The organism is Sphingobacterium sp. NPDC055346 (assembly GCF_053645235.1).
On sequence record NZ_JBSHMI010000003.1, the window covers coordinates 61,127 to 87,983 of the forward strand.

Annotated in this window: 31 protein-coding genes and 1 pseudogene; 13 read left to right on the plus strand and 19 right to left on the minus strand. The window is 37.7% G+C overall.

Annotated elements, in window-relative coordinates; genetic code table 11:
- Nucleotides 1–478 precede the first annotated feature (478 nt).
- The 3 genes and pseudogenes from ACWICE_RS07100 to ACWICE_RS07110 form a co-directional block, all read right to left on the minus strand.
- Nucleotides 479–1,417, minus strand: a pseudogene (locus ACWICE_RS07100) (recombinase family protein); the annotation flags it as partial.
- Between the two features lie 325 nt (nucleotides 1,418–1,742).
- The gene (locus tag ACWICE_RS07105; RefSeq protein ID WP_454297934.1) at nucleotides 1,743–3,215 is read right to left on the minus strand and encodes a recombinase family protein; all 1,473 of its coding nucleotides are present in this window, start codon (nucleotides 3,213–3,215) and stop codon (nucleotides 1,743–1,745) included.
- Entirely contained in the window at nucleotides 3,212–3,370 is a 159-nt protein-coding gene (locus ACWICE_RS07110) for a hypothetical protein (RefSeq protein WP_454297935.1), read from the minus strand. The genes ACWICE_RS07105 and ACWICE_RS07110 overlap by 4 nt, the downstream gene beginning before the upstream one ends.
- Nucleotides 3,371–3,542: 172 nt before the next feature.
- On the opposite strand from ACWICE_RS07110, the gene ACWICE_RS07115 reads away from it, so the two are divergent.
- The 13 genes from ACWICE_RS07115 to ACWICE_RS07175 all read left to right on the plus strand — a co-directional run bounded on the left by ACWICE_RS07115 (nucleotide 3,543) and on the right by ACWICE_RS07175 (nucleotide 15,068).
- Nucleotides 3,543–4,556, plus strand: a complete 1,014-nt coding sequence (locus ACWICE_RS07115; RefSeq protein ID WP_454297936.1) for a hypothetical protein — start codon at nucleotides 3,543–3,545, stop codon at nucleotides 4,554–4,556.
- A gap of 25 nt (nucleotides 4,557–4,581) precedes the next feature.
- Entirely contained in the window at nucleotides 4,582–5,457 is an 876-nt protein-coding gene (locus ACWICE_RS07120) for a DUF4238 domain-containing protein (RefSeq protein ID WP_454297937.1), read from the plus strand.
- A 660-nt stretch (nucleotides 5,458–6,117) separates the two neighbouring features.
- Nucleotides 6,118–6,510, plus strand: coding sequence for a single-stranded DNA-binding protein (locus ACWICE_RS07125; protein WP_454297938.1), 393 nt, complete (start codon nucleotides 6,118–6,120; stop codon nucleotides 6,508–6,510).
- Between the two features lie 43 nt (nucleotides 6,511–6,553).
- Nucleotides 6,554–7,627 (plus strand): DUF932 domain-containing protein, encoded by a 1,074-nt coding sequence (locus ACWICE_RS07130; RefSeq protein ID WP_454297939.1) that lies wholly within the window; start codon nucleotides 6,554–6,556, stop codon nucleotides 7,625–7,627.
- A gap of 53 nt (nucleotides 7,628–7,680) precedes the next feature.
- On the plus strand, nucleotides 7,681–7,887 hold the full coding sequence (locus ACWICE_RS07135; RefSeq protein WP_454297940.1) for a DNA-binding protein: 207 nt from the start codon (nucleotides 7,681–7,683) through the stop codon (nucleotides 7,885–7,887).
- A gap of 4 nt (nucleotides 7,888–7,891) precedes the next feature.
- On the plus strand, nucleotides 7,892–8,086 hold the full coding sequence (locus ACWICE_RS07140; protein ID WP_454297941.1) for a hypothetical protein: 195 nt from the start codon (nucleotides 7,892–7,894) through the stop codon (nucleotides 8,084–8,086).
- 12 nt (nucleotides 8,087–8,098) lie between these two features.
- On the plus strand, nucleotides 8,099–8,701 hold the full coding sequence (locus ACWICE_RS07145) for a PRTRC system protein E (RefSeq protein WP_454297942.1): 603 nt from the start codon (nucleotides 8,099–8,101) through the stop codon (nucleotides 8,699–8,701).
- 26 nt (nucleotides 8,702–8,727) lie between these two features.
- Nucleotides 8,728–8,946, plus strand: a complete 219-nt coding sequence (locus ACWICE_RS07150) for a PRTRC system protein C (protein ID WP_002978317.1) — start codon at nucleotides 8,728–8,730, stop codon at nucleotides 8,944–8,946.
- Between the two features lie 17 nt (nucleotides 8,947–8,963).
- A complete protein-coding gene (locus tag ACWICE_RS07155; RefSeq protein ID WP_454297943.1) occupies nucleotides 8,964–10,118 on the plus strand; it encodes a hypothetical protein in 1,155 nt (384 codons plus the stop codon).
- 11 nt (nucleotides 10,119–10,129) lie between these two features.
- On the plus strand, nucleotides 10,130–10,855 hold the full coding sequence (locus tag ACWICE_RS07160) for a PRTRC system protein B (protein WP_454297944.1): 726 nt from the start codon (nucleotides 10,130–10,132) through the stop codon (nucleotides 10,853–10,855).
- Nucleotides 10,855–11,661: a PRTRC system ThiF family protein gene (locus ACWICE_RS07165; RefSeq protein ID WP_454297945.1), complete on the plus strand. Its 807-nt coding sequence runs from the start codon at nucleotides 10,855–10,857 to the stop codon at nucleotides 11,659–11,661. Before ACWICE_RS07160 ends, ACWICE_RS07165 begins: the two co-directional genes overlap by 1 nt.
- 372 nt (nucleotides 11,662–12,033) lie before the next feature.
- A complete protein-coding gene (locus ACWICE_RS07170) occupies nucleotides 12,034–12,732 on the plus strand; it encodes a hypothetical protein (protein ID WP_454297946.1) in 699 nt (232 codons plus the stop codon).
- Entirely contained in the window at nucleotides 12,726–15,068 is a 2,343-nt protein-coding gene (locus tag ACWICE_RS07175; RefSeq protein ID WP_454297947.1) for a DEAD/DEAH box helicase, read from the plus strand. The genes ACWICE_RS07170 and ACWICE_RS07175 overlap by 7 nt, the downstream gene beginning before the upstream one ends.
- Before the next feature lie 6 nt (nucleotides 15,069–15,074).
- Here the strand turns inward: ACWICE_RS07175 and ACWICE_RS07180 are convergent, their stop codons facing one another.
- The 16 genes from ACWICE_RS07180 to ACWICE_RS07255 all read right to left on the minus strand — a co-directional run bounded on the left by ACWICE_RS07180 (nucleotide 15,075) and on the right by ACWICE_RS07255 (nucleotide 26,453).
- Nucleotides 15,075–15,470, minus strand: a complete 396-nt coding sequence (locus ACWICE_RS07180) for a DNA-binding response regulator (RefSeq protein WP_454297948.1) — start codon at nucleotides 15,468–15,470, stop codon at nucleotides 15,075–15,077.
- 274 nt (nucleotides 15,471–15,744) lie between these two features.
- Nucleotides 15,745–16,044, minus strand: a complete 300-nt coding sequence (locus ACWICE_RS07185) for a helix-turn-helix domain-containing protein (protein ID WP_454297949.1) — start codon at nucleotides 16,042–16,044, stop codon at nucleotides 15,745–15,747.
- A complete protein-coding gene (locus tag ACWICE_RS07190; RefSeq protein ID WP_454297950.1) occupies nucleotides 16,025–16,336 on the minus strand; it encodes a helix-turn-helix domain-containing protein in 312 nt (103 codons plus the stop codon). Before ACWICE_RS07190 ends, ACWICE_RS07185 begins: the two co-directional genes overlap by 20 nt.
- A 176-nt stretch (nucleotides 16,337–16,512) precedes the next feature.
- Nucleotides 16,513–16,791, minus strand: a complete 279-nt coding sequence (locus tag ACWICE_RS07195; RefSeq protein ID WP_454297951.1) for a molybdenum ABC transporter permease — start codon at nucleotides 16,789–16,791, stop codon at nucleotides 16,513–16,515.
- Between the two features lie 102 nt (nucleotides 16,792–16,893).
- Nucleotides 16,894–17,346: a DUF3872 domain-containing protein gene (locus ACWICE_RS07200; protein ID WP_454297952.1), complete on the minus strand. Its 453-nt coding sequence runs from the start codon at nucleotides 17,344–17,346 to the stop codon at nucleotides 16,894–16,896.
- Nucleotides 17,347–17,358: 12 nt separating this feature from the next.
- Entirely contained in the window at nucleotides 17,359–17,919 is a 561-nt protein-coding gene (locus tag ACWICE_RS07205) for a conjugal transfer protein TraO (RefSeq protein WP_454297953.1), read from the minus strand.
- Between the two features lie 25 nt (nucleotides 17,920–17,944).
- Nucleotides 17,945–18,838 (minus strand): conjugative transposon protein TraN, encoded by an 894-nt coding sequence (traN, locus tag ACWICE_RS07210; RefSeq protein ID WP_454297954.1) that lies wholly within the window; start codon nucleotides 18,836–18,838, stop codon nucleotides 17,945–17,947.
- An 80-nt stretch (nucleotides 18,839–18,918) separates the two neighbouring features.
- Nucleotides 18,919–20,262 (minus strand): conjugative transposon protein TraM, encoded by a 1,344-nt coding sequence (traM, locus tag ACWICE_RS07215; protein ID WP_454297955.1) that lies wholly within the window; start codon nucleotides 20,260–20,262, stop codon nucleotides 18,919–18,921.
- Entirely contained in the window at nucleotides 20,249–20,536 is a 288-nt protein-coding gene (locus tag ACWICE_RS07220; RefSeq protein WP_454297956.1) for a nitrogen regulatory IIA protein, read from the minus strand. Before ACWICE_RS07220 ends, traM begins: the two co-directional genes overlap by 14 nt.
- Nucleotides 20,537–20,553: 17 nt before the next feature.
- Nucleotides 20,554–20,988: a hypothetical protein gene (locus ACWICE_RS07225; RefSeq protein ID WP_454297957.1), complete on the minus strand. Its 435-nt coding sequence runs from the start codon at nucleotides 20,986–20,988 to the stop codon at nucleotides 20,554–20,556.
- 11 nt (nucleotides 20,989–20,999) lie between these two features.
- On the minus strand, nucleotides 21,000–21,623 hold the full coding sequence (gene traK, locus ACWICE_RS07230) for a conjugative transposon protein TraK (RefSeq protein ID WP_454297958.1): 624 nt from the start codon (nucleotides 21,621–21,623) through the stop codon (nucleotides 21,000–21,002).
- Between the two features lie 20 nt (nucleotides 21,624–21,643).
- Nucleotides 21,644–22,639 carry a conjugative transposon protein TraJ gene (gene traJ / locus ACWICE_RS07235; protein ID WP_454297959.1) on the minus strand — a complete coding sequence of 332 codons (996 nt, stop codon included), beginning with the start codon at nucleotides 22,637–22,639 and terminating at the stop codon, nucleotides 21,644–21,646.
- 2 nt (nucleotides 22,640–22,641) lie between these two features.
- A complete protein-coding gene (locus ACWICE_RS07240; RefSeq protein ID WP_286651240.1) occupies nucleotides 22,642–23,274 on the minus strand; it encodes a DUF4141 domain-containing protein in 633 nt (210 codons plus the stop codon).
- Nucleotides 23,275–23,302: 28 nt separating this feature from the next.
- Nucleotides 23,303–25,807 (minus strand): TraG family conjugative transposon ATPase, encoded by a 2,505-nt coding sequence (locus tag ACWICE_RS07245; protein ID WP_454297960.1) that lies wholly within the window; start codon nucleotides 25,805–25,807, stop codon nucleotides 23,303–23,305.
- Nucleotides 25,804–26,136, minus strand: coding sequence for a DUF4133 domain-containing protein (locus ACWICE_RS07250; RefSeq protein WP_115170697.1), 333 nt, complete (start codon nucleotides 26,134–26,136; stop codon nucleotides 25,804–25,806). Before ACWICE_RS07250 ends, ACWICE_RS07245 begins: the two co-directional genes overlap by 4 nt.
- An 11-nt stretch (nucleotides 26,137–26,147) precedes the next feature.
- Entirely contained in the window at nucleotides 26,148–26,453 is a 306-nt protein-coding gene (locus ACWICE_RS07255; RefSeq protein WP_115170698.1) for a DUF4134 domain-containing protein, read from the minus strand.
- Nucleotides 26,454–26,857: the final 404 nt, after the last annotated feature.

A 26,857-nucleotide genomic window follows, 5' to 3' on the forward strand; every position in this document is an offset into this window, starting at 1 on the left:
TAGCGGTTCGAACTTGTCCATCAATAAAAACAATATTTTCAGGGAAAATTGAACCAATTTCTTTTCGTACTTCACCCAGACAATCATTATTTAAAGCTTTATTTATTTCATTAATCTTTATAATACCTTGTTTTATAATGTTTTGAATATCGTCAGTATCATAATTTACCCTTGTCAATTGTGCTTCTAGAACAGAAATTTTTGATGTATATGTTGATTTCATAACTCTATAATCATCAGCATCAATTTGACGTGTAGCTAAAAGGTCTCTCGTATGAGATATTCTTTCCTCATAATCCTTAATTTCTAACAGGATTTGTTTTTTTTCTGAGTGAACTTCGTTTGTCTGCTCCAAATAATTCTTAACAATAATCTCTTGATAAAATGCTGGGTCAGCTATTTTTGGTATGGAGTTTTTTAATTCTCCCAAAATTAGATCATTTACCTTTTCAGCATTAACCCGATGTGTACATCCACCTACACAATGATAATAAGCGTAATATTTATTACGACCTTTTGATTTACTACCTGTAAGGAGTTTTTCGCATTCTGGACATATCAAAAAGCCTCTCATCGGAAACTCATCATGAGTGGTGATTTTTGGACGATAGTTTCTACCTCTACCATCCAATATTTCTTGAACTTCATAGTAAAGGGATTCCGAGATTATTGCTTTGTGTTGGCCTTCTACAAACTTACTTTCTTCATCTTTAAATTGTGGAACAAAGATTTTTCCACAATACAATGGATTTCTAATTACTTGCCAAAATGCATTTTTACTGCATCTTAATCCTTTTTCTTTCGACATTTTCCAAACCTGCTCAGTATTATATGTTCCTTTTGAAATCTCCTGAAATGCCCATTTTAAAGTTGTTGCATCTGGTTCTTTTGGTGCAATATATTTTTTTCCGTTCTCCTCTGATTTATTCTCATAGGCTACGGGAGCTAATCCCATATATCGCCCTTCTTTTTTTGCTCGTCTCATACCATAAAAAACATTTAGGGCACGACGATCGTTCTCCACCTCTGGAGCTGCTAGGTAAAACGCCAGCATCATTTTGTTTTCTGGAATTGAAAGATCCAACGGCTGTTCGATGGCTTGAGGCTCAACCCCCAAAGCTCGAAGAACGTTAATCATTTGGTAAGCATCACCAGCATTCCGGCTAAATCGATCCCATTTGGTAAAAAGTATAAGATTAACATTGTTTTTTTTCTTTTTTAAAGTCAATACAATATTTTTCCATGCCGGTCTGTTAAAAGATTTCGCTGAGTGATCCTCGTAAATAACATTGCGAATCTGTATAGACTGATTGTTACAGTATTTTCGCAACATCTCTTCCTGATTTCTTTGTGAATATCCTTTGTCCGCTTGTTCATCGGTACTTACACGAATATATAAGTCTGCTATGTATGCCATCTTTTCAAGAAATTAACTCTTTAAACATTATCAAATTAAACCAATGTGACCTTCAATTTTAAATTTGTAATTGAGATGTATCTTGAAAATGTATCTCCATTATTCCACTTGTCTCTTGATGGCTGTATTTGGCTTTTAATGGCACTAATTTACAGCTTTGAATGATATAAAACCTTATAATTCAGTAATATTAGCTTGTTTTTTGAAAAAAAAAGAACAAAAAAAACTCCTAGCTTGTAGGAGTTTAATCTGTGACAATCCTGTCAGAAAAATTTATTTTTTTAGTCTTTTTTGACCCTATTTTTAGCTACAAATAGTTACAGTCTTAATCATTGTAATAATAGCTTAATTTTAATATGTTGTTTAGTTTAGAATACTCTATTCCATTTTCAAAAGGTTTAATTTTTTCAGGGAATAGCATATTAACTATTGCTCTGAAATCTTCGCTATTTCCATCTTTTAATACCTTGTCTAATTGTAAAAAAGTCTCTATACCCTGGTGTAATAACTTGTTGATATCTGGAACCTTTCCACCAAGGATAACTAATTTTTCATTCAATTGCTCTATTGATCCTTTATATTGCGCTTTTATATCATGATAGTCAGAAGCGTCTATTTTATCTGTAGCCAATAAATCCCTGATATGCGACATTCTATTTTCAAATTCTTTAATCTGTACTAGCGTCTGCTTTTTAGAAATCTGTATATCCTTGGTCAATTCGTAATAAGTTTCCTCCAGTATACTACTGTAAATGGTTATTATTTCTTTTTTAGGGGCATATTTGCGTAGTTCCAACTCAAAAAAGTGCATCAGCTTCTCTGTATTAATTCTGTACGAGCATCCTTGAAAACAATGATAATAAGTATAATATTTATGCCTGCCTTTTGATTTGCTACCGGTAAGCAATTTTCCACATTGAGGACAGATTACAAAACCTCTTAATGGAAAATCATTTCGACTTTCTATTTTTGGTCTGTACTTTCTACCACGACCATCTAAAATTTCCTGTACCTGTTCAAAAATATTGTCCGTGATAATAGCATCATGTTGCCCTTCAACAAAACAGCTTTCTTCATCCTTAAACGCCGGAATGAAGATTTTACCGCAGTAGATAGGATTTCTTATCACTTGCCAAAATGCATTTTTACTACATTTTAATCCTTTTTCTCTTGATTTTTTCCAGATTTGTTCTGTATTAAATACTCCTTTTGCTAGTTGTTCAAATGCCCACGCAAGGATTGTCGCATCAGGTTCTTTCGGGACAATATATTTATTGCCACTATCATCTACGCGATTTAAATATCCAACTGGAGCCAATCCCATATAACGTCCTTCTTTTTTTGCTCTCCTCATTCCATAAAAGACATTCAATGCCCTTCGGTCATTTTCAACTTCTGGAGCGGCCAAATAAAAGGCAAGCATCATTTTATTTTCTGGAATGGAAAGATCTAACGGTTGTTCAATTGCTTGTGGTTCTGCATTAAGATCACGTAGTTGATTTATCATTTGATAAGCGTCCCCAGCATTTCTACTAAACCGATCCCATTTTGTAAAAAGTATAAGGTCAATTTGGTTCTTACTCTTTTTTAAATTTTGAAGCAGTTTCTTCCATTCGGGTCTATTAAATGATTTAGCTGAATGATCTTCATAGATTACATTTCGTATTTCTATAGAGTGGTTATCACAGTATTTACGCAGCATTTCCTCCTGGTTGCGCTGCGAGTAACCTTTATCCGCCTGCTCATCTGTACTCACACGAACATATAAATCTGCTAACGGATCTCTACTACCATTCATATCTCCAGATATTTTCTAACAACAACACGAGCCAGCTTTCTTAGAAAAAACAATACCTGCGCGGCCTCATCTCTTTCCAATTCATTTTTACCATTTTTTAAAACTTTTGCAAGCTTTTCGGGAGTCACTTTTGTATTTTGAATGCTCTCTTTCATCTCCAAAAAATTTGATAATCATAGAAAGCTAAACTATCGAAGATTTACATGACATCTCTTTCAGTTGCTTCTATTGGCTTTCAAAGGTTGTTCTTGTCGTAATTGTACTTACTTAATGTTCCAATTCTGCTCATTTTTTTTATCTTTAATACATCATCTAAAAAAACTAAAAATGCCTATATGTAGATTATGTCAGGAACGGGAAGCAAATAAAAAAAACACACATTACCTTACCGATGCGATCATTCGTACCTGCCTAAATCTAGGTGGTGTAAATGATCGTGAAAAGGGATTGTATTTTGCCTTAGATAATTCTAATCCTTTTATAGATTTCAATTTCCAGCGACTGGATGAACTAACCCTTGAAAATACCATTGGAAGGAAACCAACGGAAGATGAAATAGAAAATGCAAAGTCGATTCCATTTTCTGTAGATTATATATTCTGTGGTCAATGCGAAAAGCTCTTTACCGACATTGAAAATCCCTTCATCAATAACATACTGCCACATTTTCGAAAAAATGATATCACTGGGCACGACAGATTGAACGAAGCAGATCTCATCACCATCAGGAATTTCTTCTATATACAGATTTACCGCAGTGCAGTTTGCGAAAATATACTGGATTTCCCTGAAGAGTTCGTTGAAAAACTGCGAACAATCATACTTGCTGAAGATGGGGATTCATCTATTCCATTATCGATTACATACCTGCAAACCTTGGGAGGCGATGCGAACTATACCCAGAATTACATCGGTTTTACCAGCGATAGAAATCCCTACATAATATTCATGAACGATTTTGTTATACAGGTCTATGAGAATACAGACAGTATCAAATTTTTGCCCTTTTATGGTTTAAATGAAGAAGAAAGCTACCAATCTTTTATTAACTATAAAGAAGAACACTTCACCTTCCATATATTCGATGATGCCAAAAGGAAAACTTTTCTGAACAATGTTATTGTGCATGAAAAAGTGCGTAAGACCATACAGCAGTACCGCGATATGTTCGATATGTTCTGGAGGAAACTTTTCGGAGTAGACGCACCTGTACAGCAAAAGGATCGATATATACAGAGCCTGATAAATGGCGACGAAAATAATCTGATTAAGTACACCAAAGACCAAGTCTTTAATTTTACTGTTAAATATATGGCGGTGCTGTTCAATGTCAAAGAATAATTATGTCCCAGCATAAATTAAAAAGATGAGTATATCAAAAAGGCATCATTACATTCCGCAATTTCTTATCAAACGTTTTGCCGATACAGAAAACATGCTCTATCTGTACGATAAAGAGAAAGGTGCATTTTCCAAGGAAAAAAGAAGTCCAAAATCAGTGTTTTTCGAGATGAATCGTAATACACTTGAAATAGCAGGAATACCGAATGACAACCTTGAAAAACTGTATGCAGAACTCGATGCTAAATTCGCAGCTGACCTTACGGCAATGGCACAGGAAGGCAGTATTACCATCGAAAGACTCACTTCACTACTTGTATTCGTATCCTCGCTTAAATGGCGCTTACCTGCTAACGACAGTCTTTTTGAAAAAGAAGATCAGAAACATTTATATGAAGAGCTTCCAATCACCATCACTGTGAAAAACCATGATGGCTCGGATAACACTGAGGCCATCCGACATCTGATAGAATCAGATACTTTCAAGCAGACAAAGCGCATCATATTTCCATTCCTGCCCTTTTATCAGGGAAAGGATTTGAGTCCTGAAAAAATATTACAAGTTCACAAAAACAGTTTTATAAATTCTAATGATCGTATAATATCCATCTTGGGAGATGCCCCCTTGATCGAAGATAGTAAATCAGCTATTGACAATTTTGGAAACTTTATATTGCCGTTGGGTAATGCTGAAACATTTATCTGTACAGACTCTCCACTTAAAAGGGTCAATAGTGTTGCGTTTTATGCCAGTAAGGATCTTGCTGTGTTCCACAATGCTCAAAAATACGTTGTATGCAGCAGTAAAGACCATCTGGTTGCTATAATAGAGACCTACAAAGAATTGGAACGGAACCACCAGACACATCTGATTACAGAACACATCTTTAAGTTCGTATAAATAGATTTTTAATTCTTCATACAAGCTAGGTCCAACCTAATAGCTTTTTTTATGCCTTTTCTTATCTTCTAAAGCACATTTTCCTGACTCCTTCCACAACAATAAAAGAGCTTTAGTCGACCCTCACTACAAAGAGTATAGCAAAATACCCTCAATTTCATTTCCTATCCTTTTCTATACCCTTTATCGGGCTATTGGAGCCCATTACAATAAGAAGTATAGCTTTAAAAATTCTGCACTGAAGGTGCATGTATTATGATCACACTGCACATTTCCTCAATGCTTTTCCATTGGCTTCCACATAGGTTTTATTCAAGAACCGGTATGCTGTTTTTGTTCCATTTCAAGAGCAAAGGTATGATCGTGTTCTTAACCCAGAAACAAGGTCATGCCCTTCGGGTTTGCCAAAAAATCTCCACCCATGCGGGTTGTATTTATTTGGCAAAACCTTGTTCCTGCTAAACACTAACCTTTTATGCTCGTGAAACGAAACAAAGCATACTCCGGCTCTTTAGACGAATAAAAAAAATGTCAGTAATTGAAAAATATAGCATTGGAAATGGAAAAAGTGAAACGAAACTTCAGCACCTCCTCTCATTGCCGAATAAATCTAAAAAAATCAAATCAGAAAAAAATTCATAACGCAAAAAAGTAGAAATCATGAACATCACAGGAAGATTGACAAGGGATGCGGAAGTACGCACAACGTCACAGGAAAAACAAGTAGTAAACTTTTCAGTAGCAACCAATGACAGCTACCGTAACAAACAGGGCGAACGCATAGAGCAGACAACCTATTTCGACTGCTCATACTGGATAAGTCCGAACGTAGCCAAGATACTCACCAAGGGTACTTTGGTGGAACTCACAGGCAGGGTAAGTGCAAGGGCGTGGACAGGAAATGACGGAGAAGCACACGCAGGACTGAATTTCCATACCTCAAACATCAAACTGCACGGCGGTGGCAAAAAATCAGAAACCGTACAGGCTACTGCACAAACAGGAAGCAACAGCACAGCAGGAAAAGGCACTGAGGACGACCTCCCATTTTAACAACTATTATTCAATCATTTTTTAACATCAAAATTTTATCAAAATGGCACATAATATCAATTTCAACGAGAGAACAGGACGTTATTCATTTTTTAGCGTACAGCAAAAAGCGTGGCACGGTTTAGGGCAAATCGTAGAGCAATATCCAACGAGTGAGGAAGCCATCAAACACGCAGGGTTAGATTACGAAGTCGTAAAATCCCCTCTGTTTACCAAAGGTTCGGGCATTATCGAAACCACAAAAGGTATAGAGATAGGCAGTAGCGAATTGGCAGTGCCCAACTATTTCGCCAACATACGCACCGACAACAATACTGTATTAGGTGTAGTCGGTAAGGATTACCATATCGTACAAAACCGTGAAGCCTTTAATTTCTTTGATGCGATTGTAGGCGGTGGCGAGGGTATTCTATACGAAACCGCAGGAGCATTGGGCAACGGAGAACGCATTTTTATCACAGCCAAACTGCCCGACTATATCCGTGTAGGCAATGGCGATGATGTAACGGAAAAATATATTTTCCTGACCACTTCGCACGATGGTAGCGGAAGCATCACAGCCGCATTTACCCCCGTGAGGATTGTATGCCAAAACACGCTGAATGCTTCGCTACGCAATATGACCAATGTAGTTCGCATCAAACATACTTCGGGAGCAAAACAGCGTATAGAGAACGCACACAAGATTATGGGACTTGCCAATACTTTGAGCAACCAATTAGAGGGCATTTTCAACGAATGGACAAAGGTAAAAGTATCAGACCAAGAGGTTAAAAAGCTAATCCAATTGGCACTTTGCCCGAACAAGGAAACGCTTGACCTTATCAAAAAAGGTGCGGAAGATGAAATTTCTACCGTATTTAAAAATACCGTAGAAGATGCCTTTGCCTACGCTATGATAAGCGATACACAGCAGATGGAAACCACGAAAGGCACATTGTTCGGAGCGTACAACGCTGTTACAGGCTACTATCAGAACGTAAGAAATTACAAGAATGATGAAGCCAAATTGCAGAGCATTGTATTGGGTGGTACTGCCCAAATCAAAACTCAAAAGGCTTTTGAATTATGTACCTCATTTGCTTTGGACGGTACGGAAATCCTCAACCTTAATTAGATAACAATAGGCTACCGCCTTAATCGGTGGTAGCCTACTATAAAACAAGGGATATGAAACCAACTACCATAGAGGAAGCCAAGAGCATGGCAAATGCCAAGAGTCTTGAGGAGCAATACAAAAATGAAGCGATATATATCATCTATTGTAACAGAACCAAACAATACTATGTAGATACCGACAGCCTTATACGGCTTTGGGAACTGCTTATAGGCTACTATGAAAATGGAGTTTTTACTGCTGAAAAATCACATACGTAGAATAATGAAAATAACGGATTTGCACGGTTGCGAAATTGAAGTAACCGACTTAAAGGAAGCTATCAAAATAGCTAAAAGGAACACAGGATACAGCCACGAAAACAAAAGTTTTTCCGACTTCGACAAAAGGCAAAAAGCCTATTGGACGGACATACACGAGAAACCGATGGTAATAAAAAAAGGATTAGACAACAATTAAAATTTCAGAGCGATGAATACCAATTTTTTCAATCAGATACAGCAGTTGGACTTTATAGGAGTATTGCAACTGAACATTTCAAAAGGAGCAGAAAGCAACCTAATCGTATCGGTACTGCTTAACAACGAGCAATGCGGAGATAATGCCAAAAACCTTATACCACCATTGACATTCAATGCCACGCCCCAAGAGTTTGACGAGGGATTTTTTCAGCAGATAACCGCACCAATCCAAACCATTTCGGGTGTAATGGTAGATATGGAAAAATTCGTAAAACAAATGGAAATTGTCAAACAGCAATCGGCAATGGAAAAAGAAAAAACAGAGAAAGCCAAAAAGGAAAAAGAAGCCAAAGACAAGAAGTTTAAAGACGGTATGGCAAAGGCTGACGAACTCGAAAAAGAGGGCAAATTCCGTGAAGCGTGGATGAAAGTTCCCGACATAACCGAGTTTCCCGAAAAAGCGGACGAGATACGAAAACGTAAAATGGAATTGTCAAACAAGTTCGTCACACCGAGCCTTTTCGGAGCGATGGAAGAACCGCAAGCCGAACCGACAAAAGTGGAAGAAGTTAGCGAAGATTATCCCATTGATGAAGCGGACGAAGAAGAATAAAGCGTTAATGCCAAAATCGACAAGTTATGTTATTAGCAACGCAATTAGAACGAGTGTTTATACTCAAAGATAAAGGACAAGACATCAGACTGACCGACCCCGAACCACGTTGGAGCGTGGAAGCCGTAATGAATTTTTACGCCAATATGTACCCGATACTCACAACGGCAAAAGCATCTGCACCACAGATAAAAGATGATGCAGTAGAGTACAAATTCGAGAGTGTAATGGGTACAAAAGGTTAAACCAAATACTTAAAGCAATGAACTATGCACAAACATATCCTATCGGGAACTATCAGCATTCCCGAACAGCAACGACAACGGCAATTGCACCGACAATTGAACGAGTTCGCCAATTGGATGCAAAAGCCAAAAGATGCAAACGAAGTGCGGAAAGACAAACGCAAATCAGTACCGATAGCAATGCTACCAATGGTTTTCTAAAGTGTACGTTTCTGCCAAAACTGAAAGAAACCAAAACCGTACAGGCTTGCAGGAAATCGGATAAAACGGAAAGGGATTTTTTTCAGTCCCTTTCTAAACTTGCCGAGCATTACCAAATTGAACCGATGCAGAGTAAACAATTTCCATATCCTTACAATATGGCATTGGCTATGTCGGATATGGAAGAAAAATTGAAACAAAAGGTTTTGGATTGGGAAGAAATTCGTTTGGTACAGGATAGTAAGAAAACTTATTTCGTAAGTGAGGAACGTTACAATACAAGCTCAACACTTTTTTATATTCCTATTGCTTCCTTATACCGAATGTTGCACAATCGCAAACAGAAAAGAAACGCCCATTTACTATTGTCCGTTTGTGCTTATTTGTATCATATAGCCGACATTCCATATTACAGACAACAGGACAGCTATTTGTATTGGATGTACGAAATGATGAACGATTGGGTTGAAATGGACGACCAAACCGAGCAAACAACCGTTTATCTTGCCGAGATAAAGCAAGCCGAATATATTGGGGATTTTATGGAACAGCGGATTTACAACCGCACTAATCTGACTGTATTTGAACAGCGTATCAATAGTTTTAAAGCCAAAGACGATTTTGATAATGAGTGCTTGACCGTAGCAAAAGAAGCCTTTGCCCTTTATCAGACCTATCCGAATGAAAATGTATTCCGTAATGCGAAACCCAACGGAGAAGCATCGGAAGAAGATATGGAGAACATTATCGGAATGGAAAAGTATATTTCATTCTATGCTGACCACAAAGGTTGGCTTAATGAAACACTTATAGAGTCGGTTAACAATGAAATGCAGGAGTACGGACAAATGGAAGAACCCATTATCCAAAAAATGTTTGACGGCAGAGATATAACCGCCAACAACCTTTGTTTTGAAAACCGACTGTTTACACTACTTCACAGTTTAAGCGACATTTTACATACCTTTTAAAATTGGAAATTATGGAAACGATTAACGACATAACACAGGACTTCGGTACATTGTACCACCCAAAATCGGCTTTGGTATTCTATGAAACCAAAGGAAGCAATACCGATGTATATGTAGAGCATTTTGATATGAACAAAAACGGTAATCCTATCAATGCCCACCCTTTGACGGTAAAAGAAGCAAATGTATTGGCAAAAGCACTCAATACCGAACAGGAAAAGAACAAAGCCTTTTTGAAGTCAAACGGAATTTTGCCGACCAACATTTTGCACATCAATCCCAATGCGGAAAAAGGCTCGGTTATTTGGTACACCAAAACACAGCAACGGCAAATGTATTTTGTGGACAGTTTGCAAATTCCAAACGGAATAGCACCAATACCGCCAATGCTTTGGAAAGCGAGTAAAAACGGTTTGAGCGTGTTTGCCCTTGCAAGCGACAAAAGACCAACAGAAAAGACAAAACTATACTATACGCCTTATTTCAATATCTATGAAGACGGCAAAGTCTGTATGGGTACGGTAAGCGTTGATATTAAAAACTCCGCTTCGGTAGAAGAATTTATACAGGCTTGGGAGTATTACTTTTTCAATTCCTATTTCAGCCATTTGTTAGGCAATCATAACCCGATAAAAGGCAATTGCGTAAACCTATGGAAAGACCTTGTAAACACAGATAAACCTTTTCCAAAAGAAGTATTGAAACCGAATAACAAAACCCTTAAAAATCTATTGTAATGGAAACAGTAAAAACAGCAGTTCATTTTACGGACAACTATTTGATAAGCCCGACCAACCCGATTGTAATCAATTTGATTGGTGCAGGTGGCACAGGCTCAAAAGTGCTGACCGCCTTAATGGAAATGAGCCACAGCCTAACAGAATTGGAACACGCAGGGTTGCAGGTGCGTTTATGGGACGATGATGTTATCACGGAAGCCAATTTGGGCAGACAGCGTTTTGCACCAAGTGAAACAGGCTTGTCCAAATCGGTAGCCTTGATAAACCGCGTTAATCGGTTTATGGGTACCAATTGGAAAGCCGAAACCCAAAAGTTTGAACGCAATAATTTTGGTGGATTGCCCGAAAATGCAAAAGCAACCATTTACATAACCTGCGTGGATAATGTACAAGCAAGGTTTGATATTGCCGAAATGCTCAAAGCGATGAGCAAACGCAGAGTTAACCGTGATGAACCAAAGTATTGGTTAGATTTTGGGAACAGCCAACAAACAGGACAAGTGATACTATCTACTATTGGAGAGATTAAACAACCCAACTCCGAAAAATTCCAAACGGTGGCAAGCCTGCCAATGGTTACGGATGAATTTGGCGAACTGCTAAAACAGTCCGAACAAACGGACGACACGCCAAGTTGCAGTTTAGCGGAAGCATTGGAAAAGCAGGATTTGTATATCAATGCAACATTGGCACAAATGGGTTGCTCTTTACTTTGGTCTATGTTACGCTATGGTATGACCGAAAACAGAGGTTTCTTTCTTAATCTGAAGAACTTCCAAACCCAACCCCTAAAAGTCGCCTGACAGCCAAAGTCGGGCGGCGAAAAGACGCATCCTTCCGTTGGTCGGAACCGCCTTTTCGCATTTAAAATCGGTGCAACCCCTTAGCCAAAATGTACCGTTTCATAAATTCCACTTTTTACATTTTATCAAACAGGTTGCGACACCATTGCACGGGATATTTAGTATCCCTTTCGTTGTTTTAGAGAACTTCTTTTCTTTTCACACAGCGACTAAAGAAAAGAAGCAAAAGAACGTCGCAGAATTAGTAGCTGAAGATTTTGATTTTGTGAAGGTCGAAGCATCACTTAAATTTGTTAAATTTGATACCGAGTAAATAGTGTATTTAAATTCTATCTATTTGAAATCCAATTATTATAAATCAGAACTACTGAAATGAATATTAACCACATTGATAATAAAACATTAAGTAAACTGCCCTGTGGTTCAGGTTGCGATATCAATTGCCTTCACATAAAAATTAATGATTTCATACCTATTGTTAAAGAGATAGAAACTAATATTTCTGATACAAGTTGGATAAATGATTTGGATGAAATTTCTAAAAAGGTTTTTAAAGCCAATGCTGAAAAAACCATAAATAAAATAGTAAATGAAATAATTGCGAAAGTATCAACTACGGTTAATACAGATATTGGTGAATACATTGTATCATATTCAGCCCAGCATGCATTAGAAGTCAATTTTTCTCACAAAAAAATTCCACTTGCAGAACTTTTGAAGGAAAAAATATCTGGTAATCCTGGTTTTGATTTCCACAGTATAAGCTCCGCTAATTTATTGATTTTTGGAGAAGCAAAGTTTAGTATTAATGATACCCCTAGACCTGAAGCATTAGTACAGATAAAGAAATTTATTAACGATCGAGATAATGGTGAGTTGCTTTGGTTACAACCTTTTTTAGACGAAACGACAAAAGCAAATATTATTAAAGATGAAAAGGGATATGCGGCGGCATTCTCTTTTAATAGTGAAAACATCATCACAATATTGAATAATGCTCTTGATTCCGATCCAATTAAAGAGATAATTAAACACAAAGAACTATATTTAATTGCAGTCGAATTATGTTAAGCAATATCTTATTCCAACAAAAAGTTGATGAACTAACTATCAAAGAAATTCTTTTTGACTTTCATAAAAATGGACCTGTAAATAACAGTCATTTGGAATCGCTTTCATATTTAAAAAAATATATACCGGAAGATTTTAGAAAATATGAAGGAAAACTGATGTTTCTTATGGGACTTTTCTACAAAACAAGCTCACCCAGTACCTTCATTGAAACAATATACAATGTATATGCTGAATCAATAATTGAGGAAACTGGACACAATTTCACACCTGTTCAAGCTGATGCATACAATTCAATAAAAAAATACACGAATTTTTCTTTTTCTGCTCCAACAAGTGCAGGAAAATCTTTTCTTTTTCAAGAATTGATAAAAGAATCTAAAGGAGATATCATCATTATACTCCCGTCAAGAGCATTGCTTTCAGAATACTTAATAAAAGTTAAAAAGCTGGTTCCTAAAGAAACATTAGTACTTCAATTCATCGAAATTGTTAATACAAAACGTACAAAGAATAGAATTTATATTATTACTCCCGAAAGAGGTGAAGAGATTTTTAGAAATATAAATAATCTAAATTTAGAACTCATACTATTAGACGAAGCACAAATTTCTGAAGAGGGAATTAGGGGAATGAAATTTGACTCATTAGTAAGAAGAATAGATAAAAAGCTAAATAATATCAAAAAAGTTTTTACTCATCCATTTGTTCTCAATCCGGACGCACAATTTAAAAAGCATAATATTACAAATAACATAGATTCAGAAATATACAATCAAAAGACAGTAGGGAAAATATACATTGAGCATTCTGATAATGTTTTTAAATATTTTTCGCCTTTCGATGATAGAATAAAAGGAAAAGTCATAGATGATAATATTGTTAAAGAAATCATTAAAGATAATGGAACAGCTTTAATATATATATCTAAGTCAAAAATATACGACGGAAGTTTTATTGAGACTTTTGCAGAATATATTGAATTATGTCCAGAAGTTACAGATGAAAAGAGTTTATTTTACATTACTAAACTTGAAGAATTTTTAGGGACAAAAGATGATAGAGAAAAAAACTCAATATTAATATACTTGATGAAAAGAGGTATAGTTATTCATCATGGTTCAATACCTCTGAAAGCACGGTTAATAATAGAAGAATTTGTAAATGGTCATCACGCAAAAATTTGCTTTTCAACGTCAACTTTGATTCAGGGTATCAACATGCCGTTTGATATTGTTTGGATTAATAATTTTTCGTTTACAGGCAACGAAGATCAAAAGACACTTAATCTCAAAAATTTAATAGGTAGAGCAGGCAGAACAACCTTAGAAAATGATCATTTCGATTATGGATATGTAATAATTGAAAAGAAAAATAAAAAACTTTTTATAGAAAGGCTTAATAAAGAATCAACATTAACAACTACTTCTAATTTAGATAACCCAACAGACCCTCATAACGAAGATTTTATAGACATTGTGGATGCAATTAAAAACGACACTTTTAATGCTGACTTACAGCTTACAGAAAGCCAGATTGATAGAATACAAAGTGCTAATCTCGATGATGAAATATCTTTTATTTTAGATAATTTTCTAAATAAACAATTAGAGCCATTGACTGTAAAAGAGTATTATGCGTTAAAAAATGATCGAAGAAAAAGAATCAAATTGTCATTTGAGAATATATACAAGGCACACCTTCGGCGTACAGAATTATCTAATGGAGAGAAGAATGTACTTAGTACCTCAATACCTATATTATTATGGCAGATTCAGGGTAAGTCCTTTGCAGAAATTATTTCATTGAGACATGCTTTCCTTTCTGAAAAGGATTACAGAAGAAAACTTAGAAGGCAATTATTAAAAAAAGAAATAACTCCAAAAGAATTTAGGCTACTATTATCAAAGAAAAAGGTAAGATTTTCTTGCATTGCAGAACCCTTACCAAACAAATCATTTAAACGCCCAGTCCCATTATTTTCACAGGACACCAGTATAGTTGATATTGATTTTGATAAGATAATTTACGATACATATGACTATATAGATAAAGTATTGTCGTTATCCATAAAAGATCCAGTGTCAAGTGCTTTTATACTCTATTACCAAAAAACTAATGACATTAGAGCTAAAGTATTAAGTAATTACGTGAAATATGGCACAAACAATGAAACTGAAATTTGGCTAATTAAATACGGATTTAGTTTCGATGAGATTGAAGAACTTCTCCAACACATTGAAAAAATAGATGAAACGGAAATTGTGTTTAAGGATAGTATAAACGAATATATTCAGGATACTGATAATTTTAAGCTAATTGAAAGATACTTATAATAGTTATTATCTACCCATTATAGAACGATTAATAATTCTTTTAAAATCATCAACATCACTACCTACCAGTAAACAACTAGAAAAACCAATATCTAAAAGAGCTTTGCCTACTTTCTCATTGTCAATATCACTATGAGAAAGTAGTTTGACTGTAGGATATTCTAATCTTAATTTTTGAAGTTGTGACAATATTTTATGCTCGTAAAAATCAAGGTCAACAATGCAAACTTTAGGATATTCTTTCGCAGTAGATAATTGATACAATCCATCTTCGATAGTTTCGGATCGAAATGTGATTTCAAATCCTAAAGCTGTGAGACTATCACATACTAAATCCAATATCGGACTTTTCTCATTGATAAAAGCGAGTGTTATTTTTTGTTGTGCTGTACCAGTTTCCATATCTATATGTGTATAAAATTAATGGAGTGCCTGCACAAAAAAGAAGCGTAGGCCACTACAACTTACCGCACATTGAGGTACTGGTATACCCGACAACGAATAAGCGAGCGCCCACGCCTATAGCATGAGCGTTCTTCCTTATCGTCCCGTTGTCTAAAAATTACCAGTTTTCAATGTGGAACTTAAAGTAAAAACACTTTAAGATTTTCTATATTTTACTAAGCAAATATACTAAAGTCGTTTTGATAGAACAGCAAATTCTTTCTGAAATTGACTATAACTTTTTAGAATAGGCACTCACGTAATTCTGTTCTAAGACATTCATTAAATCCGTTTCCTTGTAAATTATCTTACCTCCAATCTGTATGTAGGGCAAAATTTGGTCATCCCTGTATTGCTGTAAAGTCCGTTTACTGATGTGAAGCAATTTGCATACTTCTTCTCCGGAAAGATAGATTTCACCATTCATCACAGGGCGATAATTTTTCAGTATTTCTTCAATCCGATTTCTTAGTTGTGTTATCATTTCCTGATGAACAATGATTTCTTCGGCTTCATTCGTTAGTAAATTCATCACTATCTGTTTTATGGGTTTGTTCCGCTTCAAGCAAAGCCCTTACATCTGAAAGTTTAAAGTAGTTTTTACGATTTAGTCTGGAATACGGCAACAAACCTTTACTCTTGTAGGTTTGCAAAGTCCGTTTAGTAATATTCATCATCAAACACACTTCCTGATTATCGAGCCATTGTTCCTCTTTAAAGATTGGACTATATTTCTGTACAGCACTTTCGGTCAGTTCCAAAAGTTCTTTTAAATCACCTTTCATTCCGTCCAATACGGATTTTTGTATTGCAATAACTTCCATTTTTACTCATTTTTTCTGTGGAAGTTTAAGTTAAAAAGGCTTTTAATGGAATTACTTGATGTTGTAGTTGTTGGCTTTGAAAGGTACTATTTGGCAGTTTACTTTTATCTAAATAAAAAATCGGATAACCTTTTGGACTATCCGATTTGCTTTTAAATTTTATTTTTAAATGATTGTTAGGATTGGGTAGGTTGCTCTGTTTTGATCTCGTCTTTTTCCATATCTTTTTTCTCACGAGAATAAACCCATAACGACAAAAGTCCGAAAATTATCAGTCCGTAAGCTACCCATTTACCAACCCTTTCAATCAATTTAATGAAAACCGAACTTTCATAAGATGAGAAACCCTCTGCTCCCATAGGTCCACGCCTATAAAACTTTCTACGGTTAATCCAGTAACGAAGCCCTAAGCCTGAAAACAAAAATATTATACCGATGACTAATGATGCAACCATATCACAGCTACTTAAATATGAACTTTATGAATTTACAAAAAATATTCTCTCGAACTATCAAAAAAATGAAGTCCTGCTATTCAAAACAGGACTTCTTTCTCTTTAATCGCTACTATTGAACTGAAAGCTCAATTGCTTTTCATTACCGAAGTTGTCCGAAATCCAGACCTCAAAGGATTGAGATACCGTTGATGTCGAAGTATAGTACAATCGAAACTGCTCTCCTTTTAATTGGTACAGATCATTGGGTAAGTACGGAGGTTCATCGTAATACTTTAATGTTCCTGTACCGTCAAATTGGAAATAACGAATGTAATACTGCGTATTGCTGTAATTACCTGCGGTTCGCTGTATAGCTATCCTGATTTCTACCGTCTGTCCATTGGATACATCTTTAGGCACAGGCATTACATTTACCTCAAAAGGAAAATCATTTTGTATCTCGAGTTCATCATCTTTGCTGCAAGACACCAGAGTAACAGAAACTGTAAGGATTGCTATAAGTACATAAATTGGCAATAGTCCTATTCTGAATTTATTAAAAATTGCTGTCATCGTTTTTACATTTTAAAAGTTAAACCTTAATCCCAACCCTGCGGATGGACGGAACTGTTCCAGATCGGTACCCCACAAAACCTTTGTACGTCCTTGCAGAACTAATACAAAGCGGTCTGAGAGATATGTTTCAAAAGTCAATCGTCCGCCAGCTCCATAGAGGAAGTTGTCCTCGCTCAGTATCTTTGCTCCGTCATACAACATCGCTTCACCACGGTTGATGGTTTCGTAACCAACCACACCTGTTATTCCGAAGTTTAGTGTGATGTTCTTACGAGTATCGCCCAACAGGAAGAAACTATAACCACCTTCGGCTGTATAGGTTTCCTGCGGAATGCGGATAGTTTTGTAGTCGTGGAATTGGTGTGTATATTCCAATGCCCAAAGTTGGTAGTTTCCGTTTTTGCCATTCACGGTCATACCGATATTGATGTAGTAGTCATTCCCAATTTTATCATCGGATAATATACCAACATTTACTTCCAATCCTTTCTGCTTAGGCAACATTCGCTGTGCCTGACTGGTGGTGATGCCCAACATTATGAGCATCACGGTATAGATATACTTTTTCATTTTATTGCTATATTTAAAAGTGTTATTAAAATTTCAGGTGCATATCGTTAATCAAACGAGCTTTGATCAAATCCGAATTTTCCACCTGAAGCGTTTGCTGTCTACCACCGTTTTTCTCAAAAATTTCAATCAGTAAAACCTTGTCATCGGTAATGGTAAACTGGTCTAACAGGAACACATTTTGTTCGGTGGTCTGTCCTGAAATTTCCGTAAGCGGTTTGTAGGTACGAAGTGGTATCATCGGGCGTTCCTGTACTACGGTACGTTTGGCAACCTTTTTATCAACCACTTTGAAATTGACAAAATCAATCTGAAAGGGCACATTGGTACGGTTTCTTAATTCCGTATGGAAATAGTATTTACCATTGTGTATATAAATTCCTTTAAGAATAAACTGTATGCCGAAGCTCTTAGCCCCGATATGCTTTACAATTCGCTTGTCTTTCTTGTAAATTGTTTCTAACAGCAAGCCTGCCAATGAAGGGGAATTGTTGCCCAATTCTTCAAAAAGCACATCATTTCCATTGGCTTTATCTACTGCTTTTTGCATCGTAAGTAAATCGTAACTTAATGCCTCCGGGTAAGAGCTGTAATACACATTGAAGCTGTAAAAACGACCGTCATTTGTGATAACCGAAAAATTGGTTTCCGGCTCAAAATCCCTTACTGATGCTTTTACACGTAATACGTTTTCCGCATCTTCTGCTTTTCCAGCAATGAGGTATTCACTTCCCAAATCCACATAACGAATGGCGGTCGGAAATATCAAATGCGAAGTTTTATCGTAGGTGACCTCCATTTTATAAGGTTCTATCTTACCCAATTCAAGTTTTGTTCTTACACTATCCTGTGCATAAGATTGTACAGCAAAGCCGAGTATCAGGGCAAATGCCCAAAAAGTTTTTAAATGATTTTTCATCTTATTTAATATTATTGTTAATGGAGATGAAGCTTGTCCTAAAGGACAGGTTTCATTGTCTTATTTATTTGATTTCAACATTATTTTTTAGATACGAGGAAGACCTGATGACCCGTTTTTAGGGTAACTTTTGGTGTTCTTACTTTTTTGGCGAAATAGCCAGAAATTCCCTGTACCACGCCACGGCTTAAATCAGCTGCCACCTGCTGTCCGGCATTTTGCGTGAGCATCAGACTGGTTCCACCTGTCTGGCTCATATTGCCAGCCATTTCGGTAAGGGCGTTTATTTCGGGCGAATACGGAACGTATAAACCTTGCTGTCCGTCCAGATCATAAATGGTTATATCTACCGGAATGATATTGCCTTCTAATTCGATAGAGGTAATCTTCAACTGTAAACGTCCCCCTTGAAATTTGCCGTTAGCGGTTACAATCGTTCCTTTTGGAATGGTACGGCTGGGTGTCTGAGCAGGTTCCAATAAACGCAAGCGAACACCAGTTTCACCTATAACCGTCTGTGTTTCGTGTACGCTGGCTTTGATACTGTTTTTTGGTTGTACCACCTGCTCCGTAGAACCTGCGGTATAAAACCCACGGTTTCTGGTCTGGCTCCAATTGTCTAAAAATTCTGCATCGGAAGGCTCACGGTACAAAGCAGAAACGGTACTTTTTCTTGCAGGCGTAAATGCCACAAAATGCTCTTTTTGATTAACAGCAGAAGTATTGGATGCAGTATTGTTATTGGCAGCAGGAGCAGCTTCTCCTGTACTTGTGGTACCTTGTGGAAGATACTTTGCCGCCATCTGATAAGATTTCTCCATCAATGCCAATTGATCATCTACTGTTGTAGCACGAGGCACATCTTTTTCGGCCAATTGCTCTTTTAGCTCATCCAGTTGCCTGCGGAGTTCCATTGTTTCCGAATTATTATCCTGATAGAATGAACCCAACGTACTTTGTGCGTTACGGTAGCTGTTTAAGGTAGAGTTTCCCGATCTACCCGAATTTCTTCCGGAACCATACCCATAGCTTGCTTCTTCTTCAGGTACTTCATCATCTATACTTTGTGAGGTGTCCGTATTCCAGTAATCTGAAAGTGTTGTCAGGCTATTACGTTTTTCCCGATCCTTCTGTTCTAACATCTCCTGTTCGTATGCCTTTTGCTTGTCTGATTGCAATCCTGCTTCCGTAGCCTGTGGAACAGCATCGTTCAATCCAATGTTTTCCATCTCATTTTTATCTTCAGATGGTTTAAATATGAGGTACATACACCCCACGAAGACAATGCCCATCAAGCCGAATATGAGTGGCTTTTTAAGCCTTTCGGCTTTTGTTTGTGTACTGTCCTGCAGCACATCAGCAGTTTCTTTCGGATTACCTTCCGTTACCCGAACAACCGTCTTTTTATTCTCATTTTCTTTCATAAATCTTATTTTTTAAAATGGTTGATATACTGTCCTGCAAGCTTGCAGGACTTTCCTTTTTTTTGAGGACAGGGTTTTCGATGTGCTCAATTTTTAGATTGTTTTCAGACTTTCCTGTATCGTACCAAACCTTGGCAATGACCCCTGCGGTAAGCATCAGATAACCCATAAAAAAGTAGAGGGTATATTTATGCTGCTTGCGTATAGGAAGCTCCCGCCAGCGATCGTCCAATTGGTCAAAGTACCTGTCCATCTTTGCTCTTAATTTTTTCATACTTTAATGATTATCGGTTATCGCATTCTGAACCGTCTATTTTGGTTAGACAACTGCTCCTTAGGCTTTTCGGATACTTGTGCAATGGCTTCTTTTCTTGTCGGAACCGAATTTATAGAGAGGTCTGTCAATTTCGATTGCTTCAATATTTGCCCATACTGATCTATTCTGTCAATGTTCATTTTCTGAACATCGAAAAGACCGTTTTCAAACTTTACCCACATATTGCATTCAACCTTTGGCTTATCATCGCCATTCCATTCCAGATAGGTTTTTAGCATCATAATGTTAGACAACATCGGTTTGTCAGTTCCGTTATTACAAGCCTCCAAAAACCTGCTGATGCTATCTTTTAGCTTGTCGGCATAAGACGCTTCTGTTTGGAAATAACCGTCATATCCTTTATCCGTTAAGGTTTTTGCGAATGTGTCTAAATCAAGTAACTGTTTCATAATTTCTGTTTTTAGCGTTCAATCACTTCGATATCCCTGTTTTCCGTTACTGCAAACTTTTCAATGTTAAACCCTTGTGGATTGTTGTCTGAACGGACGGAGTTAACCAGGTAACAGGAGGTAATCAGGTTACGACGGGTGACGTTGCTCGAACGGATAATGAACTGTTTGGCGTAGGTTTTTACCGAATACGGATAAGTGTCGAAATTGCAGACCACACTATCCACTTCAATACGTTGCTGTACATTACCTGATATGATACGATTGTAATAGCCCTTTTCCGAAAGGTCTTTGTAATAATCAAAAGCACTTTTGTCAGCCAGATTAAATGCCCGTTTCATATTGCTTTCAATTGCATTTTTATCGGGAGCCAATGTGAAGAACAGTTCGTGAAAACGACGAATGTGTTCTCTTGCTTCCACAGGTCGGTTAATACTGGCATCCTGTGAAAGAGCCAGCATTAATGATTTTCCATTGTCCAGCACATAAACCTTTTGTCGTTGTTCTTCTGCAAAGCGGTAGGACTGCCACACAGCATATCCCACCACGCTGATGCAGAGAACCGCAAATGCAATGGCATATAATCTTATCTGCTTAAAGCTGTTTTCTATATTTCTTAGCGTTTTAAATTCCATTTTTTAGATGATTTGATTGTTTATTTTCCCATTAATTTTCCACCGATATTCCCAACAGTTGAACCTGCGCCAGCTCCAGCAATGTTTCCGGCTTTCATAGCCGTTGAGTTTACATTTCGAGTAAAGTTTCCTGCGCCACCTGCCTGAATGATCCATCCTGTTACCGTTGGTATGGTAAAGTATCCTACAATACCAATAATCATAAAAATGATATACACCGTATTTGAGGTATCAGGGATGTAATTTGGATCGGATAACATTTCAATGTCCTTTTCCAGTATCAATGATTGTATCCTTGCTAACATGGAACTGAACAAATCTGAAACAGGTAGCCAGAGGTAAACACTAACATACCTTGTGAGCCATTGGGTAAGGGTGGATTGAAAACCATCCCAGACGGATATAGCAAAAGCAATTGGCCCGAGTATGGATAGGACAATCAGAAAAAAAGTACGTATGGTATCAATGACCAAAGCCGCTGCCTGAAAGAGTATTTCCAATAGATTGCGAAACCAGTCTTTTATAGCTTTTTCGATTTGATAAGCACCTCTGTCCATATACATTCCTGCCATTGTTCCAATGTCGGAGGGCGACCAGCCTAATTCTTCCAATTTTTTATCAAATTCCTCATCGGATACCATATAAGCGGTTTCGGGATTTCTGACCATTGCCTCATATTCCAATTGGTCTTTCTGCTGTTGAAGTTTATTCAAATCAAGCACCTGGTCCTCAAGTATGCTATGTGTTCCCGTAACTACAGGACTTAACACCCCATTAATAGTTCCCAATACAATGGTTGGAAAAAACATAATACAAAGTCCTAAAGCGAACGGACGTAAGAGCGGAAACACATCAATAGGTTCGGCACGACTTAATGCCTGCCAAACCTTTAATGCTACATAGAACAAGGCTCCCAATCCTGCCAGACCTTTTGCTACTGCTGCCATATCGCCTGCAAGCGGCATCATATCATCGTACAGCGAGCGTAAAACTTCATGAAGATTATTCCATTCCATTGTTACCAGTATTTTTGATTAGAAGTTCCATAGAGATCAAGCACTCTTTTGGCATCGTTTTTCTTTTTCGCTCTCAGGTAGCTTACAGAAATGTTCTTATTCGTGTAATAGCGAACTAGACTGTGGTAGTCTTTTACTTCTTTATACACGCGGTCGATGATGTCCATACGCTCTTTGTCATTCAGCGAAAGACTGGATGAGGTTACGATTTGCTTTAATTCCTTCAACAGTTCGGTACTTTCGTTTAGTAAGGCTGAATAGCCATTGCCAATGGCGACCAATTCTTGTGGAGTGAAATTTGGATCGTTCATCATTTTACTAAAATTCTGTACGTACATTTCAGAAACATCACCCACCAACAAAACAGTCTGTTGTACTTTGCGGGCATCTTTTACCAAATTGTTGATGGCTTTCAGCTTGTCGTAATACTCTTTCCCTTGCTTATAGACTTTTTCAACCTCTTTGAAATTCTTGACCACATTGCTTACTGTGGAAGAAGTTTGGACGATTTCATTAGCAGAATTAAGAATACCCGATGCGAGATTTGCTGGATCGGTTACGACAAATTGTGCTTTTGCAGACGGTGCTACGGCAAGCATCAATGCCGTACACACCATAAAAAGGATCTTTTTCATTTTTTTGAAATTTTTAAATGATTAATAATTATTGATTGGCGTTATCACGCCTTTGCATGGCGATGTGCTTAATGGCGAGTTCGACGTTCCCATCGAGTTCTGATGCGAGTTGCATCACTTCCATTTTTTCGGTTTCTTCCGTGGTATAAGCGAGATATTCCTCCAAACTCACTTCGGTGGCATAGACTGCCGAGTGCGTACCACCTAAGCCAATCCAAACTTCTTTGTACAATCGGTTTGGGTCGTTGTTCATATTGATGGATAATACTTGTCCTTTCTCTTTGTCCGTGAGACCTAGCATCGCCTGTATATCATCAAACTTGTTCATATACTTGCGCTGGTCTAAGAGTATCTTGCAATCGGAGTTATTGATGATACTTTCCTTTACAATAGGTGATTGAATGATGTCATCCACCTCCTGTGTTACCACAATAGCTTCCCCGAAAAACTTCCTAACCGTTTTAAACAAATACTTGATATATTCCGCCATTCCTTCTTTGGCAATAGCTTTCCAGGCTTCTTCAATTAAAATCAGCTTGCGGACACCTTTCAATCGGCGCATTTTGTTGATGAATACCTCCATAATAATGATGGTCACAATTGGAAATAGGATTTTGTGGTCTTTTATCGCATCAATCTCAAACACGATAAACCGTTTTGACAATAGGTCTAATTGCTTGTCCGAATTCAGCAGATAGTCGTATTCTCCGCCTTTGTAGTACGGTTCCAATACATTAAGAAAATTGGCAATATCAAAGTCTTTTTCACGAACCTGTTTTTCTTCCAATACCGTACGGTAATCGCCTTTTACATATTCATAAAAACCATTAAATGACGGAAAAACACCCTCGTTTTTGATACGTTCGATATAGCCGGACACGGCATTGGAAAGTGCCACTTCTTCTGACCTCGTAGGTGGTTCATCATCACGTTTCCAAAGGGTTAATATCAACGTTTTGATACTCTCACGCTTCTCAATATCGAAAACGCCGTCGTCGGTATAAAAAGGGTTGAATGCTATGGGGTTGTCTTCGGTATAAGTGAAATACACACCGTCTTCGCCTTTGGTTTTTCCTTTGATGAGTTCACACAATCCCTGATAGGAATTACCTGTGTCCACCAACAATACGTGAGCACCCTGCTCGTAGTATTGGCGTACCATATGATTGGTGAAAAACGATTTTCCAGAGCCTGATGGACCCAAGATAAACTTGTTCCGGTTCGTTATAATCCCACGCTTCATCGGTAAATCCGAAATATCCAAATGGATAGGTTTTCCCGTCAATCTATCCGCCATTTTTATCCCGAATGGGGATGGCGAATTGTGGTAATTGGTTTCTTCGGTAAAGAAGCATAGAGCAGGCGCTATGAATGTGTAAAAACTTTCTTCGCTCGGAAAATCCCCGGCATTGCCCGGCATTCCTGCCCAATAAAGCGTTGCAACGTCCGTCGTATTGTGTCGGGGCTTACACTCCATTAAAGCCAATGCGCTGCCACAATCGTTTTTCAACTGTTTGAGTTCAGCAGGGTCTTCCGACCACGCCATAATGTTGAAGTGTGAGCGTATGGAAGAAAGCCCGAATGAATGTGCTTCGTTCAAATATTTTTCGATCCATTCTTTGTTAATCTGGTTTGCCCGACTGTACCGAGCCAAAGAGTGCATATTCCGTGCGGACTTCTCAAACTTTTGGAGATTAGCTTCGCTATTATCCAAAAATAAATATTGGTTGTAAATATGATTACAGCTTAACAACAATCCCACAGGAGCAGCGAAAGACAAACGGCAATCGCTTCGGTCGGTCGATAGTTTCTCAAAACGGGTATCTGCTGAAACCGCTGTAGGCAAGTCATCTGTATCGGACAAGGTGTGCAGACTTAATCTTTTGTTTCCAATACGGACTTCCTCAGCCCCAAGCGCAATGTCTTGCATCGGTGTACCGACTTCTCTAGAAAGGGTAAGGTATTGTTCCAGCAATCCTTGCTTTTCATCCGTGCCGATAATGTCATCTTCGGTGAGGCGTTTTAGGCTTACAAAACCACTATCGTTCACGATACGCTCAAACTGCGCCACGGTTTCCATAAAATGGTGGATCGCTTCCTTATCCCTGATTTCTTTCGGGATCAACGTGCCTTTGCAAAGCGAACTAAAGTTACTCTGCATCCGCATCCGATCTTTGGTGGTTTTGGTTAGGAAGAGGTAGCAGTAATGGTTTAGAAACGGTCGCTCGTTGAAATGGCGTTGATAGGATTTAGCTAAAAAACTTTGATCTTCCTTTGCTAAATCAGGTGCGTAGTTCTCTTTGATGTACCAATCCTGTTTGTGGATAACCGTAAAATCTGGCAAGGTCTTGATCGCTTTATGCCAAGCAGAATGAATGGCTTCATATTCCGCAGATGCGACCGTGAACAGTTCGGGTAAACGCACTTCAAAACAGGCGGTAATGTCTGCATCTTTGGAAAGAATGCAATTGTTTTCTACAGCCAGCAAAGGAAATTTATTTTCCAATGTGGTCGTTTTTGATACATTTCTCATACGGCATTCGATTTAGGAGTGAATTTTAAATAGCGGTGTACAGGCTTGCGACAGATGATGTAGCGAGGATGCCTTTTTCTTGCTCCCACTTTCATTAATCCGTGTTCGCCGTATTTCCTGTTCAATGAAAAGGTTTGCCACACAATCAGTGATGCACCGCCTGCTCCCAGAAACAAGCAGATGTAGGAATTGACCCCAGCCATATACAGTATCATCACGAAGATGAGCGTACCTAGCAATCCACCTGCGAAAATGAAGAGGTATTGTGCTTTCAGTCCTTTAAACTCTACTGTTCTTCCAATCCCTTTATTGATGTTATAAATACTCATAGGACAAAGGATTACAGGAAGAATGAACGAAGGATGGTAGCCGCAACGATTAAAAAGATACAAGCTCCAAACCACGATGCTGCCGTTTTACTTGTGTCTGGGTCGCCCGAACTAAATTTGTTGTACACCTTAACACCTCCAATTAGCCCAACAACGGCACCGATGGCATAAATTAATTGAGTTGCAGGGTCGAAATAAGAGGTGACCATTTGGGTAGCTTCGGTGATACCTGCTGTACCGTTTCCTTGTGCGAATGCACCCATTCCTGATAGCATTGCAACGACTGCCATCAAAACTTTTTTTCTTTGTTTTTTCATAATTGAAACACATTAAATTGTTATTGTCTTCCCGCTTCTTGCGAGCTTCGTGACAAAGGTGTTTCAGAAATCAAAGCGTTCTAACAAAGTGGCAGTGAGAGGAATTGTTTGGCTGTGGGTGGCTGAATTGCTAAAGAAAATAGAGAGGTGTTGACAGGAAGAGAGAGGTTTTTACTATCTTCGTAAAATGAAATCCTTGTCGTACATATTAGCATTAATGGTTTTGGTCTTATCGACCTTGCCAAGCTTTATGGAAGATAAATGTTTTGACCTAGTGAATCAAACAACAAATAGTCAAGAACAAGATAGCGACGATTGCGGTATGGAATGTTGCTCGCCTTTTTCTAAATGCAATACCTGTACTGGATTTGTAATTACTTCCTTTTATGCTTTAACATCCAATT

Bases quoted from the DNA above. Each gene is read 5' to 3' on its own strand.
- ACWICE_RS07205 (WP_454297953.1), bottom strand. From the start codon at position 17,919: ATGAAAAAGTATATCTATACCGTGATGCTCATAATGTTGGGCATCACC.
- traN (WP_454297954.1), bottom strand. From the start codon at position 18,838: ATGAAAAATCATTTAAAAACTTTTTGGGCATTTGCCCTGATACTCGGC.
- ACWICE_RS07190 (WP_454297950.1), bottom strand. From the start codon at position 16,336: ATGGAAGTTATTGCAATACAAAAATCCGTATTGGACGGAATGAAAGGT.
- traJ (WP_454297959.1), bottom strand. From the start codon at position 22,639: ATGGAATGGAATAATCTTCATGAAGTTTTACGCTCGCTGTACGATGAT.
- ACWICE_RS07165 (WP_454297945.1), top strand. From the start codon at position 10,855: ATGGAAACAGTAAAAACAGCAGTTCATTTTACGGACAACTATTTGATA.
- ACWICE_RS07240 (WP_286651240.1), bottom strand. From the start codon at position 23,274: ATGAAAAAGATCCTTTTTATGGTGTGTACGGCATTGATGCTTGCCGTA.
- ACWICE_RS07115 (WP_454297936.1), top strand. From the start codon at position 3,543: ATGCCTATATGTAGATTATGTCAGGAACGGGAAGCAAATAAAAAAAAC.
- ACWICE_RS07125 (WP_454297938.1), top strand. From the start codon at position 6,118: ATGAACATCACAGGAAGATTGACAAGGGATGCGGAAGTACGCACAACG.
- ACWICE_RS07180 (WP_454297948.1), bottom strand. From the start codon at position 15,470: ATGGAAACTGGTACAGCACAACAAAAAATAACACTCGCTTTTATCAAT.
- ACWICE_RS07155 (WP_454297943.1), top strand. From the start codon at position 8,964: ATGAACTATGCACAAACATATCCTATCGGGAACTATCAGCATTCCCGA.
- ACWICE_RS07225 (WP_454297957.1), bottom strand. From the start codon at position 20,988: ATGAAACAGTTACTTGATTTAGACACATTCGCAAAAACCTTAACGGAT.
- ACWICE_RS07145 (WP_454297942.1), top strand. From the start codon at position 8,099: ATGAATACCAATTTTTTCAATCAGATACAGCAGTTGGACTTTATAGGA.
- ACWICE_RS07120 (WP_454297937.1), top strand. From the start codon at position 4,582: ATGAGTATATCAAAAAGGCATCATTACATTCCGCAATTTCTTATCAAA.
- ACWICE_RS07200 (WP_454297952.1), bottom strand. From the start codon at position 17,346: ATGACAGCAATTTTTAATAAATTCAGAATAGGACTATTGCCAATTTAT.
- ACWICE_RS07170 (WP_454297946.1), top strand. From the start codon at position 12,034: ATGAATATTAACCACATTGATAATAAAACATTAAGTAAACTGCCCTGT.
- ACWICE_RS07150 (WP_002978317.1), top strand. From the start codon at position 8,728: ATGTTATTAGCAACGCAATTAGAACGAGTGTTTATACTCAAAGATAAA.
- ACWICE_RS07130 (WP_454297939.1), top strand. From the start codon at position 6,554: ATGGCACATAATATCAATTTCAACGAGAGAACAGGACGTTATTCATTT.
- ACWICE_RS07245 (WP_454297960.1), bottom strand. From the start codon at position 25,807: ATGAGAAATGTATCAAAAACGACCACATTGGAAAATAAATTTCCTTTG.
- traK (WP_454297958.1), bottom strand. From the start codon at position 21,623: ATGGAATTTAAAACGCTAAGAAATATAGAAAACAGCTTTAAGCAGATA.
- traM (WP_454297955.1), bottom strand. From the start codon at position 20,262: ATGAAAGAAAATGAGAATAAAAAGACGGTTGTTCGGGTAACGGAAGGT.
- ACWICE_RS07110 (WP_454297935.1), bottom strand. From the start codon at position 3,370: ATGAAAGAGAGCATTCAAAATACAAAAGTGACTCCCGAAAAGCTTGCA.
- ACWICE_RS07175 (WP_454297947.1), top strand. From the start codon at position 12,726: ATGTTAAGCAATATCTTATTCCAACAAAAAGTTGATGAACTAACTATC.
- ACWICE_RS07195 (WP_454297951.1), bottom strand. From the start codon at position 16,791: ATGGTTGCATCATTAGTCATCGGTATAATATTTTTGTTTTCAGGCTTA.
- ACWICE_RS07135 (WP_454297940.1), top strand. From the start codon at position 7,681: ATGAAACCAACTACCATAGAGGAAGCCAAGAGCATGGCAAATGCCAAG.
- ACWICE_RS07105 (WP_454297934.1), bottom strand. From the start codon at position 3,215: ATGAATGGTAGTAGAGATCCGTTAGCAGATTTATATGTTCGTGTGAGT.
- ACWICE_RS07185 (WP_454297949.1), bottom strand. From the start codon at position 16,044: ATGAATTTACTAACGAATGAAGCCGAAGAAATCATTGTTCATCAGGAA.
- ACWICE_RS07255 (WP_115170698.1), bottom strand. From the start codon at position 26,453: ATGAAAAAACAAAGAAAAAAAGTTTTGATGGCAGTCGTTGCAATGCTA.
- ACWICE_RS07220 (WP_454297956.1), bottom strand. From the start codon at position 20,536: ATGAAAAAATTAAGAGCAAAGATGGACAGGTACTTTGACCAATTGGAC.
- ACWICE_RS07250 (WP_115170697.1), bottom strand. From the start codon at position 26,136: ATGAGTATTTATAACATCAATAAAGGGATTGGAAGAACAGTAGAGTTT.
- ACWICE_RS07140 (WP_454297941.1), top strand. From the start codon at position 7,892: ATGAAAATAACGGATTTGCACGGTTGCGAAATTGAAGTAACCGACTTA.
- ACWICE_RS07160 (WP_454297944.1), top strand. From the start codon at position 10,130: ATGGAAACGATTAACGACATAACACAGGACTTCGGTACATTGTACCAC.